The organism is Galbibacter mesophilus, from assembly GCF_023721415.1.
Taxonomy (GTDB): Bacteria; Bacteroidota; Bacteroidia; order Flavobacteriales; family Flavobacteriaceae; genus Galbibacter; species Galbibacter mesophilus.
On record NZ_JAMQVC010000002.1, the window covers coordinates 312,297 to 327,933 of the forward strand.

The following is a 15,637-nucleotide window of genomic DNA, read 5'->3' on the forward strand; positions in this document are numbered from 1 at the left end:
GCATTGAAAAAGGATTATCGCGATTTACTAAAACCTGAAATTATTAATAGCCTTTCTGGCCTTTCCCTTATTTCGCGAATGATTGTAGACGGACAAGTTTCTGGACTCAATAAAAGCAAAAGAGTGGGGGGCGGACTCGAATTTAGTCAATATCGGGGCTATGAAGCTGGGGATGACATTCGTTTGCTGGATTGGAAAATGCTCGCTCGATCTGGACGTTATTATATCAAGCAGACAGAAATTGATACGCATGTTTCGGTTAAATTTATTCTAGATGCGAGTAAATCCATGCTTCATGAAGAAAATGGAGTGTCAAAAATTGATTTTGTTAAAGTATTGGTGGCTTCTATTGGATATTTAGCTTGGCAACAGGAAGACTCCATAAGTCTTTTCGCTTTGAACAATCTTAAAATAGAAAGTTTATACGCAAGTTTAAAAAAGCATCATTTCAATAGATTTTTGTCCACTTTAATTGATATAAATGCTGAAGGAAATTGGCCCAAAGACGACAACAAGTTGCAACATATTCATGATAAAGCCCATAAAGAACTCATCTTTTTTATTACCGATTTGTATGAAAATAAAGAGGAATTAACCCAGAGCATCAACCAACTTAAAACAGCTAGGAATGAAGTGATTGTGCTTCACATAATGGGAGCTAATGAGTTGAATTTCGATTTTGAAGGAGCAGTTGTCTTTGAAGACTTAGAGACAGGAGAAAGAATTAAAGTAAATGCGAAAGAGGCAAAAGAACATTATTTACAGGCACTGAATAATAGTATGACAACATTTAAAAATACTTTTCTTACCAATGCCATTGGTTATGAGCTTTTTAGTACAGAAGATGAAGTGAGTGAAGCGATTAAATTGTTTCTTAACCGAAGAATGCAACTGATTTAAATGAATTTTCTGAATCCTATATATTTCTGGACTTTTTTGGGACTTTTGGTTCCGTTGGCAATTCACTTATGGAGCAAACAGCGCGTGAAAGTCATAAAAGTAGGAAGTATTCAATTTTTAGAAAAAAAGGAATCGAAGAAAGCAAGGAGTCTGAGGCTTAACGAACTGTTTCTTTTAATACTTCGTTTGTTATTGCTGAGCTTGCTAACCTTGATACTGGCTGAGCCAATACTACAGATTTCAGAAACCAACAGTGAGGTGGTCTATTTTGTGGAGCCAGAATTATTTGAGGACGACAATTTTCAATCGGTTCTTGACACACTTACTGAAGATGAGGTGCGTTTGCTAGCACAAGGATTTCCTATGTGGAATAAAGATGCGTCGAACGAAGAATTTGAAACATCCAATTATTGGCATTTGACCGATAAGTTAGAAAACTACCCCGCCGACAGTATTGTTATTTTTAGTAAAGGCTATCAAAAAAAAATAAAAGGAAAGCGACCAACAATTACTAAAAATTTAAATTGGGTATTGGTCGGGGACGACAAAGGCACTTCAAAGATTTTGCAGGCTTATAAAGTTGATGATTCCATTCAGCTAAAAGAGATTAGAAGCACCTCCGATTATTTAAATTTTTCAGTTAAAAAAATAGCTTCTTCCAGTGAGCAATCAGATTTCAACTTGGCAAAAGACAGCATAAAAGTCGATGATGAAAACTGGTTGGCTATTAAAAAATTAGATACGATACCCGTAACTATTTTTTCCGACGATGATTTTAAAGGAGAATTGTTATACATAAAAGCTTCGCTTAAGGCAATTACAAATTATTTGGAAATCCCAATTGCTATAAATGAATTCCAGATTAACGACTCGCTGAAAATTGAAGGTAGTGCGAATATAATTTGGTTGAGTGAGGAAATTCCACCTTCTCTACAAGCGAGAATACTTGTTTATAAACCCAATCCGTTTGTTAATAAATTAATTGAGGAAGATTTGGATGTAAATCAATCCAATCTCACAAAGCGACTTACTCCAGAAAACATTGTTTCAGACAACTTGTCGGAGGCATTAGTAAACTGGCTACCTTTAGAAAAACCTTCCGAAGATAGTATTGCCAAATACGACATACGGACGGTTGAATTGGCTGCAATACAGCCTAATCTAAAAGAAGTTTCTGCAAAAAAGAGTAAGAATAAACATATTTCTTTGACGAAATGGATTTGGTTGGCGTTTATATTGACGTTAATTTTAGAACGTATCGTTTCAAAACTTCGCAAACAATAGATGGAGGCAGGTGAAAAAATAATAAAACAAATTGTCCAACGGTGGCAATATCTTTCGTGGTTGGAAGTGTTTCTATACGCCTTCGGAACCGCTTTTATTACCTTCACTATTTTTAAAAATTTTCTACTTGCTGTTTCCTTGTTCTTGGGTATGGTACTCCTAATTTCCCTACTAAAAAAGCCTTGGAAAATTACGGCTTTCAGTTTGAGTGAACATCTAGACAATACTTGGGAGTATTATCAAAATAGCAGTTCGTTATTGCTGAAGCCTTCCGATGAATTATCTAATGTGGCTACGCTTCAACAAGCTAGGGTGGCAAAAACGTTGCAGCAGCATCAGAAGGAGATAAAATATAAGGGAAATCTTACATTTCCGTTTGCTTTTTGTATTGTTTTAATAGGTTTGGGAATTGTGGTTTACCCCTCAAATTTTCTTCGGAATAAAAACAATCTACCCCAACAGGAAATTGACAATACCATTAATTTCACGCCTTTAGATTCCGCACAATCAAACACGGATATTGCAAAAATAGTTTCCCAGAAAGTGGTGGTTTCATTTCCAAAATACACCAAAGTGAATCCCTATACCGCTCAAAATATGAATGTTAAAGTTCTAAAGGGCGCCTTGTTATCTTGGGAATTAAAGTTTTCATCAGCTGTGGAAGAAGTTTCAATGGAAATGAACGGTCAAAATGAAAATATGGAATCGTTAGGCGATGCGTATGTTAAAAGGGCTACTGTAAAGGAATCTGGTTTTTACAGTTTTTCTTTTAAAGACACTTTAGGGAGAGGCTATACTTCAAAGCTATTTTCAGTTGAAGTGTTTGAAGATGAAAAACCAACTATAAAAATGGAAGGTTTAAAGCAGTTTTCAACTTTTTCTTACGAGGAACCCAAAAAAATAGGGTTTACAGCATCCATTAAAGATGATTACGGGTTACAAACACCGCACATTATAGCCACCGTGAGCAAGGGAAGTGGAGAGTCTGTAAAGTTTAGGGAAGAAAAAATTCCTTTTGAAAGTAAATCTGCTTTGGGAGCCAAAAGTTTAGAATTGAGTAAAATCTTGGATTTAGATGAACTAAAGATGGATCCTGGCGATGAACTCTATTTTTATGTTGAAGTAGCGGATGAAAAAACACCAAATTCCAACGTTACGAGAAGTGAAACTTATTTTGCCGTTATAAAAGATACAACCACCAACAGTTTTTCGGTTGAAGGTACGATGGGGGTAGATTTAATGCCAGACTACTTTAGAAGTCAGCGACAACTTATTATCGACACCGAAGCATTGATAAAAAGGAAGTCAGAATTATCCTCCAATCAATTTAAATCGGAAAGCAATACGCTGGGGTATGAACAAAAAATGCTCCGTTTAAAATACGGACAATTTATGGGGGATGAAAATGAAGGACAAATGCATTCCGATTTAGAGACTTCTTCCCATTCTGAAGAAGGTGATCCCACCGACGGGTACCGACACGACCATGATTCCAGTAATGAAATGAATTTAGTCGAGGAAGATCATGATCATGAACACGATCACGATCATGGGAGTGAACATGAGCATGATCACGGCCATGAAGAGGGGAGTCCGGAAAGCAAAGAAGATCCTCTGGAGGAATATTTGCATAATCATGACAATCCAGAAGAATCTACGCTGTTTACGCAATCCTTAAAAAGTAAGCTTCGACAAGCTATCAACCAAATGTGGGATGCAGAACTCCATTTGCGAATGGGAGAACCTCATAAATCGCTGCCATATCAATACAATGCCTTGAAATTGATTCAGGATATTAAAAACAGTGCAAGAATTTATGTGCATCGCATTGGGTTTGACCCGCCGCCAATTAAAGAGGACAAAAGATTGAGTGGCGATTTGGATGAGGTAAGTAGTTATAGCGAAAAGGATGAATTTGAAGATCCTGAAACTTATGTAAATATGCGAATGTCCGTTGCTGTTTTGGAGCGGTGGATTAAAGATGATCAAAAACCTTCCACGGCAGAAATGGAAATATTGGAAAAGGCAGGGGGAGAATTGGCAGAGAGCGCGATTAAAAATCCGAGTAAGTATTTGAAAGCCTTGGAGAATTTAAAGGCTTTAACTAACAATAAATTATTAAGTAAAAAGGAATTAGTAACTACCCAAAGTGGACTTTTACAAGCGATACCAGAGCCTTTAGTACGTCCATCAAAGAATAAAACCAAGGAAAATAGCCTTACCAACTTAATGCTAAAAGAACTGTCAAACCAGTAATGAACGATATAAGTTTTACAAATACAACCTATCTCTGGCCCATTTTGCTCGGTGCTTTCTTGTTGTGGATTGTTTTTCTGTGGAAAGAATGGAAGGGAACTTTTAAAGTTCAATTTTTCTTCAGCGCCGTAGTTAGTTTTTTAGCAATCGCTTGTTTGGTTGTAATGGTGTTACAACCTACAAAGCCTCAATCCTCATCTAATAAAACAGCTATCGTTTTAACAGAGGGTTTTTCAAAATCGGTGTATGATAGTCTGAAAAAAAAGAATCGGAAAGCGCTTATTGTGGATTATCGCAAAGAGCAGCAACTTAAAGAAAAACTATCCAAAGTTTCCCGAGTTTTTGTTTTGGGAAATGGATTGGAAACCTACGACCTGTGGCAACTGAAGACGATTCCATCAACGTTTATTTCTGGAAAAGAACCGAAAGGAATTGGCAAACTTACATACAAAAACAAATTAACCCTTGGAGATTCCATTCATATCGCTGGTAATTACCATGCACCAACGGAGGGAAATCAATTATTTTTAGTAGACCCGAGTGGTCAGGAGTTGGATTCCATTAAACTTAATAACGAGCAAAAACAGTTGTTTAAACTTACTTCGGTGAGCAAAGCACTTGGTGATTTTGCTTATAGTTTGGTTCAGAAAAATTCTGAAGGAGAAACCATCGAACAGCATACTTTACCACTACAAATTCTTCCGAAGGAAGCATTGAAAGTTTTAATTCTGAATGGATCCCCAAGTTTTGAAACCAAATACTTAAAGAATTATTTGGCGGAAATGGGGAATGAAGTTTTAGTGAGAACCCAAATATCTCGTGGAAGATACAAAACTGAATATCTAAATTCCGAAACCATACAATTTAACGGAATTTCATCATCAGTTTTGCAGGAATTCGATTTGTTGATTCTTGATGAAACTCTTTGGAATACTCTTTCTGCGGCACAACGAAATATTGTAAAAAACGCAATAGTCAGTGATGGGTTAGGACTTTTTATGCAAGCTTCTGAAAATGTACCACTTTCTTTTAAAGATTTTAGCGGGATTCGTTTTAAACAAACCAATCGTACGGAAATAAGGATCCATCCTTTTGAAAAAGTTGCTGCATACACATACGCAAATCGCTTTGTTGAAAGTATGAATTTAGTGGGAATACATTTTTCTGAAGGGGAAACGATAACCGGTTACAACCGCTTAGGAAAAGGAAGAATTGGAACTACCGTTTTAAAAAGCACTTACAATTTACTGTTGAAGGGAAATTCAGATAGCTACCGTTTTCTTTGGGCTCCCGTAATTGAAAAGTTGAGCAAACAGGAAGAAAAGGCTCTGCATTGGGAAATGGATTCTTTTCTGGCTTTCAAGGATGAACCTGTTACGTTTTCATTAGATACGGAGGAAGAGATTCCAAAAGTAACTTATGAAGGTTCTCAAATTCCTATGCGAGGTGATATTTTTATTAAAAATCGTTGGGATGGGATAGTATATCCCAAAAAGACGGGATGGAACTCATTGAAATCGGCAAACGATACCAGCATTACAAAACAATTTTTTGTGTTTGAATCGGGCCAATGGAATACTTTAAAAAGCATTCAAACGCAGGGGGCCAATAAAAAGTATTTGTCTGATAAAACTCGAGTTGTTCAAGAGCAAGTGAAAGAACCCATGAGCCTTTTTTGGTTCTATATCATTTTTATTGCTTGCTTGGGGTATTTATGGATTCTCCCTAAAATGAAATAATTTTTTCTTAAAGTTGTCACATACCAATACTTCAACGCAACTTTCAAAGCATATTCACCCAAAACTGGATGGCAAATCAGTTTAAAATCAAATTGTTATTATCGATAAAAGGTAAATTTTGTCGTTTATATGCAGTTTTTAGTTGTTGATACGGCAAATATTGTTACATAGATAAAATTTTTATTTAAAACACTGATTATCATTAATTTGAAGGTGTAAACCAAATTTTATAAATATGAAACATGTTAAAAGTATTACGCTATTGCTATGGAGCTTTCTCTTCATTATTGCTTGTTCAAAAGATGAGTTTTCCACGGAAAATGTAGTTGAGGAAGCGGATTTGAATGCTCAATATGCAACTTCTGGTATCGACAAACCCATTGTTTTGGGGTATTTTCCCTCGTGGTCTGAAAGTTGGGCCGCGCCAGGACAAGGATCAAAGTTAAGGGACGTCCCACAACACATCACACACATTTTTCTGGCCTTTGCAAAACCTAACTTAAGGTATCAAAAAGGTTCATTCGATCTTCAAGGAACTGGAATTCAAACGCCTTACGACGGACAAACACTTAAGGAAACGGTAGCTATTTTAAAAGACAAAGGCATAAAAGTAATTTTATCTATCGGTGGAGAAACCTATTGGGGTACCAGCGCCGCTTACGATATTAATTATCAACAGATAAAAGACCTTGTGGACGATATGGGTTTTGAAGGTATCGACTGGGATTACGAGCCAAACGGGGGCTTTCAAACCATTGGGGAACCACAGAACATTCAGCATTTTATAGATTTCTTCAACAATTCCAGGGCGATTATGCCAGAAGGGGATTATTTATTGGCTTGTGCTCCGTCTGGTGTTGGCGCTTTGGGCGGATTGAACAACGATGATCCAGATTCGCCTTTCAAATATGCGAATAGAAACAGTCTATCAGGGGAGTCAGACGATAATCTTTACAACGCCACATCACCCAATAAAGCGATAAGCCTGTTTGGGTTTGGAGCCACAGGACACATGATTCCCGTTATGAAAGCCGTTGGAGATAAAATAGACCTAATCGCCATTCAAAATTATAATATTGGCGCTGCTACCAACCGAACGATTTTATACGATTCGTATCGATACTACGCAGATCAATATGGGTTTTCAATAGCTGCTGGAACACATTACCCAAATGAGCCTTGGGGTCCTTACTATACTTATACGTATGAAACAATGGCCAGCATTAGTTCCCATATTTCAGCAAAGAATAATCTCGATGGTATCATGATTTGGCAATTGCTTTTAGGAAATGGAACTTCTTCGGCGTATGGGTATACCTATGTGGCCAGTCAAGTTTTAAATGGTGTGTCTGAGGCGACCGCCATTCAGAATGCTGAAAACTATCCAACTTCACCGTATGAAGGAGGCGGCGGAAGCGATCCTGGTTCGGGAAGCGGTTGTGATAATGCTCCACAATGGAATAGTGGTAGCGTGTACACGCAAGGTATGCAAGCCATTTACCAAGGAAAATTGTATAGCGCTAAGTGGTGGACTCAAGGAGATACACCTTCCGTAGGAGGACCATGGGAATTTATTTCAAATTGCGATGGAAGCGGAGGCAACGATGGAGCCGCACCTCAAGTAAATTTGACTTCTCCTCAAAACAATGCTTCCTTTACGGAAGGAGAAACTATTACTTTAACCGCATCTGCAACGGATAGTGACGGAAATGTGGTGAGTGTTTCATTTTACGACGGAAGCACGTTATTAACGCAAGATACTTCAGCACCTTATGAATATTCCTATACAAATGCTTCTGAAAACAATTATCAATTTATAGCAGTTGCTACCGATAATGAAGGTAACAGCACCACATCAAACACGGTGAATGTTACCGTAACAGGAGATGGTGGAAGTTCTGGAGGGGATTGTAATGGTGTTGCTGCTTGGCAACCGTATCCAAAAGTGTACAACGCAGGTGATAGAACAGTTTATAACGGTACCATTTACGAAGCACAAACGGGGCCTATTTGGGTAGAACCAGGTAGTGGCGAGCACTGGTGGAAAACCATTGGAACTTGCGAATAAAGATATTTTGAATTTAGCTTAAAAGCTGTCTCATAACTGGGGCAGCTTTTTTATTTTAATTAGCAGTCACTCAAATGCACACCAACTGCAAGTCCACCTTCAGAAGTTTCTTTGTATTTGGAATTCATGTCTTTGGCCGTTTCCCACATGGTATTCACCACTTTGTCCAATGGCACTTTCGCATTTTTTGGATCTGAATCTATAGCCAGTTCGGCGGCATTGATTGCTTTAATAGCTCCCATAGAATTCCTTTCAATACAAGGCACCTGTACGAGTCCGCCAATAGGGTCGCAAGTAAGCCCCAAGTGATGTTCCATGGCAATTTCCGCAGCCATTAAAACTTGTTCTGGCGTGCCGCCCAAGAGTTCAGTAAGTGCTCCCGCTGCCATCGCAGAGGAAACACCGATTTCGGCCTGGCAACCGCCCATAGCGGCAGAAATGGTGGCTCCTTTCTTGAAAATGCTGCCAATTTCACCGGCTACAAGTAAAAATTGTTTAATTTCTTTAAATCCGGCGTTGTGATTATCAATCACCAAATAATACATTAGTACGGCGGGAATTACTCCTGCGCTTCCATTGGTTGGGGCGGTAACTACTCTCCCCAAAGATGCATTTACTTCGTTTACCGCAATAGCAAAACAACCCACCCATTTAAGGATTTGGCGGAATTTAACTTCGGTTTTTCTAATTACTTCCAACCATTCCTGCGGGGTTTCGTAAGGTAAATCGCCAATAAGTTTTTTATGCGTATCAAAAGCTCTTCTGCGTACGTTTAATCCTCCGGGAAGATTTCCTTCTGTATGACATCCTGTAAACATGCATTCCAGCATAGTATCCCAAACCTTTTGGAGTCCTTCATCTATTTCTTCATCCGTTCGCAGTGAACGTTCATTTTCCATTACTATTTCAGAAATAGATTTCCCTTCTTGTTGGCAATACTGTAATAATTCGGTTCCTTTTTGCGTTGGGAACGGGAATGTTTTTAAGGTTTGTAGGTTTTCTTTGGCATGAATAAGTTCTTCCTTTACTACAAATCCGCCACCAATAGAGTAATACGTTTCTTCTTTCTTTTCTCCTGAAGTCAATGTCGCTTCAAAAGTCATTCCGTTGGCGTGAAATGGAAGAAAGTCGCGATGGAAGATTATATGGTCTTTAAAACTAAAATTCAGTTCTTTTTCTCCGTTAAAGTTCAGGATATGATCATTTTTAACTTTCTGAACGATTCCATCAATTTCTTGAATAGGAAAAAGTACGGGATCGGCTCCAGATAAACCCATAACGATGGCAATATCGGTGGCGTGTCCTTTTCCGGTAAGGGAAAGAGAACCATACACATGAGCTTTAACTGATGCCACATCATTATAAAAACCGTTTTCCTTTAATTCGGAAATCCATCTTTCTGCAGCTCGCCAAGGCCCAAGGGTATGGGAACTGGAAGGGCCCACACCAATTTTTAACATGTCGAAAACACTAATACACTCCATAACGCAATCGTTTTAGCGGTCGCAAATATACATTTTGTTATGAATGTTTATGTTAAGGATTGTAAAAGTTATTTTCTAATAATAACCTTTTTCAAAATTCAAATTTTAGATGGCTATAATTTCACTGTAGACATGCCACCATCAATTTTGAAAATCTGCCCGGTCACCCATTTCGACTTTGGTGTAAGCAAATACACGGCAGCTTCAGCGATATCTTCGGGTTGTCCTAAGGCTTTTAACGGACTCATTTCTGAATTGGCCTTTATTTTTTGTTCAGAATTTAAAAGCCTTTCCGCCAAGGGTGTTTGTGTTAAGGCTGGCGCAATAGCGTTTACCCGAATATTCGGCGCAAACTCGGCAGATAAGGCTTTTGTAAGTCCTTCAAGAGCACCTTTAGACATAGCGACTTGCGAATGAAAATTGAAACCTTGTTGCACCGCCACGGTGGAGAAAAATACAATGGAGCTTTTTTCCACTGCTTTTAATTTTGGAAGTATTTCCTGAATGATTTTCGTAGCACCCAACACCTGAAGTTTATAATCTTCCAAGAAATCCTTTTCTTTAAATCTGTTAAAAGGTTTAAGGTTGATACTTCCGGGACAGTAAGCAATTCCATTTATCTCTTCCGGAAGGAAATCAAGGTCTAACTCATCTGCTAAAACGTCTAATTTATGGTACGAAACCTGTTCGCTATCCTCCATTTCCGTAGCATTATACGTTGCGTACACTTTGTGTCCTTCATTAGCTAAAAGGTTCACAATAGCCTTCCCAATACCAGAGGACCCCCCGATAACCAAATAATTTTCCATACAATTTTTTCTTTTTAGCTTAAAGATAAGAAATCGATAAGAGATAGAATAATGATCTTAGGAATTGCCGAACCAATAGAATTTTATCCGAGGAAAAAGCAGGAGGTAAACACGGTAAGTTTTAGGTGTTAGACCTAAAATTTCAGCTCCAAGACCTAAATGTTTAGGTCTTTTAACCAATTGTTGAGGTTAATTACTGAAGTGTTGAGGTTGATTAACGAAGTTTTTAGGTTAAGTAACCGAAATTTCTATAAAAAAAGGTCAAAATTTAGGTTACTTAACCTAAATCTTTGGCTTAAAGACCCAAAAACTTCGGTCTTTAAGCTAAAAATTGGAGTTGGTAAAGCTAAAAATATCATTAAATAACCGTAAAGCATAGTATTAGTAGATTAATGGATAATGAAAAAGCCCGAATAGAAGGTGATGCAACCTAAACACCGGGTTATTCTTACTTAATTGTTCGGTACAATAGTTCTAAAAGTGAGATTAATTCGAGGATTAGCTACTTTTTTGGTAGGGGGTAATCGGTGCAGCCAATGCTTTTGCGTAGTTCCTTTCATTACTAAAAGACTTCCGTTTTCCAATACAACATCAACTTTTTCCTTGGTGGCTTTGTGCTTAAAAGCAAATTTTCTAGTGGCGCCAAAACTTAACGATGCAATGGCCCCGTTGTCTTTAAGGTCTTTTTCCGCATCACTATGCCATGCCATGCCTTCGCTTCCGTCGTGATATAAATTCAACAAACAAGAATTATAGGTCTCTTTGGTGGCTTTTTCGGTTGCTTTTTTTAGCTGAAGTAACTCGGGTGTCCAAGGCAAAGCAGCTTTTGTAGTATTGGAATAGGTGTACTTAAACGAATGGTCGCCATACCAAGCCACTTTACGTTTGGTAACCATTCTTTTTCCGAAGATAATCGCCTCATCATTTTGCCATTGAATAGAGGAAAGCAGTGCTTCAAAATAAGCATCGGCTTCATTTTTACTGAATAAAAATCCGTGATAATATACTTCTCCATCTTTAGGAAGAAGGTTTTGCTCGTTAACCGGAAGAGTATTAAAAAGATCCATTAAACTTTTTGAGGAATTTTATTGGCACCGCCAAAGGGTATAATACCCCAAGGCTTGTACCGAGGTAATTTACTATTGAAACTATCCTTGTGTGAGCAAGCATAAACTGTCTTCAATTGCTTCTACGGAATGCAATACATCCACAGGAATATCAACGACCTCATATCTTTCCAAAGTAATATTTTTATCTCCTTCTTTATACACCACCGAACCTTCCAAAACCGTAAGCTTGGAAGTGATATTGGCTTTGTGTTCTTTTAAAACCATCCCTTTTTTAAAGCCTATGCCCAATACTTTAAAATTTGTTCCTTGGTGGATGGATTTGGCGACAGGATGTTTCGCCTCATCTAATTTCGATTTAATTTCTTGAAGTACCATAACTGTAAAATAGTGTTCTACTAAAATACGAAATAGAATATATTGTAGAAAGCACCTATCGATTTCATTTAGAGAAACTTCTTTTAATGTTGAAAAATATAAATGTGAATTTAGAATGTTTATTTGCAACAAAATGTTACCATTTTGATTGGAAATGCCACATTTTAATTGCGGAAATCATAATTAAGTTTCTTCAAATACTTTATATTCGCAATTAATTTAAATTTTAACTTGAAAACGTATGACATCAACTTTTAGTTTCTGGGATTACATGGTATTTGTTTGTTATGCCATTTTAATCTTAGGTGTAGGTTTATGGATGTCCAGATCTAAAGACGGACATGAAAGAAATGAAGAAGATTATTTCCTAGCTAGTAAATCGTTACCGTGGTGGGCTATTGGTGCTTCTTTAATTGCGGCCAATATTTCTGCTGAACAATTTATTGGGATGTCTGGTTCTGGATTTGCTTCGGGATTGGCAATCGCCTCTTATGAATGGATGGCGGCTTTAACACTACTAATTGTTGGAAAGTTTTTCCTCCCTATTTTTATTGAAAAGGGATTGTATACCATTCCGGAGTTCGTTGAAAAAAGATATTCTACCAACTTAAAAACCATTTTGGCAGTATTCTGGATTGCACTTTATGTATTTGTTAACCTGGCTTCTGTACTTTATTTAGGGTCGTTGGCGTTGGAGACCATAATGGGAATACCCATGATTTACGGAGTTATAGGATTGGCACTTTTTGCAGCTGCCTACTCGTTGTATGGCGGGCTCTCAGCGGTGGCATGGACAGATGTTATTCAAGTAGTGTTCTTGGTTTTAGGTGGTTTGGTAACTACTTATTTGGCGTTAGATACTGTTTCTGGAGGAAACGGGGTAATTGCTGGTTTGGAAACGGTGTATGACCGCGTTCCAGAGCGTTTCGCTATGATTCTTGATAAATCTAACCCAGAATATGTAAACCTGCCGGGTATTAGTGTACTTGTAGGGGGAATGTGGGTTGCCAATTTATATTACTGGGGTTTTAACCAGTACATTATCCAGCGAACTTTGGCGGCAAAATCGCTTAAGGAAGCTCAAAAAGGTATTTTATTGGCAGCTTGTTTAAAATTGGTTATTCCATTAATAGTGGTAATTCCAGGTATTGCAGCTTACGTAATTATAAACGATCCAGAGATTATGGCTAATTTGGGAGCGGTTGCCAACAACAACTTGCCTTCTCTTGATCAAGCAGATAAAGCCTATCCTTGGTTGTTACAATTTTTACCTGTAGGATTAAAAGGAGTCGCCTTTGCAGCATTGGCAGCAGCTATTGTTTCATCATTGGCTTCGATGCTTAATTCTACATCTACCATCTTTACGATGGATATTTACAAACAATACATTAATAAAACTGCGAGCTCGTCTAGCTTAGTAAACGTTGGAAGGATTTCTGCCGGGGTAGCACTTTTAGTAGGTTGTATCATGGCGCCTCTTCTAGGAGGAATAGACCAGGCATTCCAGTTCATTCAGGAATATACAGGTGTTGTGAGTCCGGGTATTTTGGCAGTGTTTATTTTAGGACTTTTCTGGAAGAAAACTACCAACAAGGCTGCAATTATTGGAGCATTGGTTTCCATTCCAATCGCCATGTATTTCAAGGTTGCTCCTAAAGGATGGTCAGACAGTGCGATTTTCGTAGATATTCCATTTATGAATCAGATGGGCTTTACTTTCCTGTTAACAGCGCTAGTAATGATTGTTGTAAGCTTGCTTCAGAACAAAGGAGCAGAAGATCCACATGGAATTCAGTTAAGCAAAAAAGTATTTAAAACAGGACCTATTTTCAATGTAGGTGCTTTTGCGGTAATGATTGTTTTAGTAGTACTATATTCAATGTTCTGGAGTTAAATTTCCCTTTGGCATTTAAGTAATTCAATAATAAATTTAGATATGAACCCTGGTTATTGCTGGGGTTTTCTTTTTTATAGTATATTTATATAAAACGTAATAAATATTCTATGTTAAGAAAAGTATATGGTAGTTCCGTTTTTGGAATCGAAGCAACTACAATTACGGTAGAGGTGAATATCGGACAGGGAATTGGGTATCATTTAGTGGGCTTGCCAGACAATGCTATCAAAGAAAGTAATTATAGAATTGCCGCCGCCCTGCAGTATAATGGTTATAAAATTCCAGGAAAGAAAATAACCATTAACATGGCTCCAGCGGACATGCGTAAGGAAGGCTCGGCTTATGACCTTACATTGGCCATCGGTATTTTGACTGCTTCTGAACAAATTAAAGCCGACGGACTGGAAGATTATTTGATTTTAGGTGAACTTTCCCTCGATGGAACTTTGCAGCCTATAACTAGCGCATTGCCAATTGCCATAAATGCCAAGGAAGAAGGATTTAAAGGTTTTATTCTTCCTGCGGAAAACGCCAAAGAAGCCGCTATTGTTGATGGATTGAAAGTGTATGGTGTGGAGGACATTCGGGAAGTAATCGATTTTTTTGATAAAGGTGAACCTTTGGAGCAAACCATTGTAAATATTGAAGAAGAATTTTACAAAGCCCTCAACTTTCCCGAATTTGATTTTGCTGATGTAAAAGGACAAGAGAGTATTAAAAGAAGCATGGAAATTGCGGCTGCTGGAGGCCATAATATCATACTTATCGGTCCGCCCGGTTCGGGAAAGACCATGCTTGCCAAGCGATTGCCTTCCATTTTACCACCAATGACGATGAGTGAAGCTTTGGAGACCACTAAAATACATTCCGTTACCGGAAGAACCATAAACACAGGTATAATGAACCAGCGCCCGTTTCGTAGTCCGCACCACACAATTAGCGATGTCGCATTGGTCGGTGGCGGTGCTTACCCTCAGCCAGGAGAAATTTCCATGGCGCATAATGGGGTTTTGTTTTTAGACGAACTGCCAGAATTTAAACGAAGCGTTTTGGAAGTAATGAGGCAACCATTGGAAGACCGCGAAGTAACCATTTCGAGAGCAAAGTTTACGGTTACTTATCCTTCCAGTTTTATGTTGGTAGCCAGTATGAACCCGAGTCCGGGTGGTTATTTTAATGATCCTGATGCTCCTGTGACTTCTTCCCCAGCAGAAATGCAACGGTATTTGGGAAAGATTTCTGGACCGCTTTTAGATAGAATCGATATACATATTGAGGTAACACCGGTTCCTTTTGAGAAACTTTCCGAAGATAGAAAAGGGGAGGGTAGTGTAGAAATAAGAAAACGGGTAACGGCAGCAAGAGAACTGCAAACAAAAAGGTTTAAGGATTTACCCACCATTCATTACAATGCACAGATGAATACCAAACAAATTCGGGAGTTTTGTAAACTGGATAATCTCTCCATGGAATTGCTTAAAAACGCTATGGAAAGGCTCAATTTATCGGCTAGGGCATACGATAGGATTTTAAAGGTTGCAAGAACTATAGCCGATTTGAATCATGAAGAAAGCATTACCGGCAACCACATCGCCGAAGCCATTCAATATCGAAGTTTAGACAGGGACGGCTGGTTGGGGTGATTCTTAAGTTAAATGTTGAAAGTGCAAAGCTAAAAGTTTGTTCAGTGCACTTTTAAGCGGTAATATTTAGACAATCACTAAAGTTATCCTATCTTTAATGTTAAAAATTGAC

11 protein-coding genes are annotated in these 15,637 nt (G+C 38.1%); 7 read left to right on the forward strand and 4 right to left on the reverse strand.

What is annotated here, in order from left to right:
* Positions 1-3: 3 nt before the first annotated feature.
* The 5 genes from NDQ75_RS08335 (at position 4) to NDQ75_RS08355 (ending at position 8,247) form a co-directional block, all read left to right on the forward strand.
* Positions 4-900: a DUF58 domain-containing protein gene (locus tag NDQ75_RS08335; RefSeq protein ID WP_202027016.1), complete on the forward strand. Its 897-nt coding sequence runs from the start codon at positions 4-6 to the stop codon at positions 898-900.
* On the forward strand, positions 901-2,184 hold the full coding sequence (locus NDQ75_RS08340; protein ID WP_202027017.1) for a BatA domain-containing protein: 1,284 nt from the start codon (positions 901-903) through the stop codon (positions 2,182-2,184).
* Positions 2,185-4,440: a tryptophan-rich sensory protein gene (locus NDQ75_RS08345; protein WP_202027018.1), complete on the forward strand. Its 2,256-nt coding sequence runs from the start codon at positions 2,185-2,187 to the stop codon at positions 4,438-4,440.
* Positions 4,440-6,179: a hypothetical protein gene (locus NDQ75_RS08350; protein WP_202027019.1), complete on the forward strand. Its 1,740-nt coding sequence runs from the start codon at positions 4,440-4,442 to the stop codon at positions 6,177-6,179. Before NDQ75_RS08345 ends, NDQ75_RS08350 begins: the two co-directional genes overlap by 1 nt.
* 235 nt (positions 6,180-6,414) lie before the next feature.
* Positions 6,415-8,247 (forward strand): Ig-like domain-containing protein, encoded by a 1,833-nt coding sequence (locus tag NDQ75_RS08355; protein ID WP_202027020.1) that lies wholly within the window; start codon positions 6,415-6,417, stop codon positions 8,245-8,247.
* A gap of 59 nt (positions 8,248-8,306) precedes the next feature.
* Here NDQ75_RS08355 and NDQ75_RS08360 read toward each other — a convergent pair whose 3' ends face one another.
* The 4 genes from NDQ75_RS08360 to NDQ75_RS08375 form a co-directional block, all read right to left on the reverse strand.
* Positions 8,307-9,731 carry an L-serine ammonia-lyase gene (locus tag NDQ75_RS08360; protein WP_202027021.1) on the reverse strand — a complete coding sequence of 475 codons (1,425 nt, stop codon included), beginning with the start codon at positions 9,729-9,731 and terminating at the stop codon, positions 8,307-8,309.
* 113 nt (positions 9,732-9,844) lie between these two features.
* Entirely contained in the window at positions 9,845-10,540 is a 696-nt protein-coding gene (locus NDQ75_RS08365; protein ID WP_202027022.1) for an SDR family NAD(P)-dependent oxidoreductase, read from the reverse strand.
* Between the two features lie 452 nt (positions 10,541-10,992).
* Positions 10,993-11,607, reverse strand: coding sequence for an alpha-ketoglutarate-dependent dioxygenase AlkB family protein (locus NDQ75_RS08370; protein ID WP_202027023.1), 615 nt, complete (start codon positions 11,605-11,607; stop codon positions 10,993-10,995).
* Positions 11,608-11,688: 81 nt separating this feature from the next.
* Positions 11,689-11,985 carry a cupin domain-containing protein gene (locus tag NDQ75_RS08375; protein WP_202027024.1) on the reverse strand — a complete coding sequence of 99 codons (297 nt, stop codon included), beginning with the start codon at positions 11,983-11,985 and terminating at the stop codon, positions 11,689-11,691.
* Positions 11,986-12,226: 241 nt separating this feature from the next.
* Here NDQ75_RS08375 and NDQ75_RS08380 point away from each other — a divergent pair, with 241 nt between their 5' ends.
* Positions 12,227-13,879 (forward strand): sodium/sugar symporter, encoded by a 1,653-nt coding sequence (locus tag NDQ75_RS08380; RefSeq protein ID WP_202027025.1) that lies wholly within the window; start codon positions 12,227-12,229, stop codon positions 13,877-13,879.
* 110 nt (positions 13,880-13,989) lie between these two features.
* Positions 13,990-15,525 carry a YifB family Mg chelatase-like AAA ATPase gene (locus tag NDQ75_RS08385; protein WP_202027026.1) on the forward strand — a complete coding sequence of 512 codons (1,536 nt, stop codon included), beginning with the start codon at positions 13,990-13,992 and terminating at the stop codon, positions 15,523-15,525.
* The last annotated feature ends 112 nt before the right edge of the window (positions 15,526-15,637 follow it).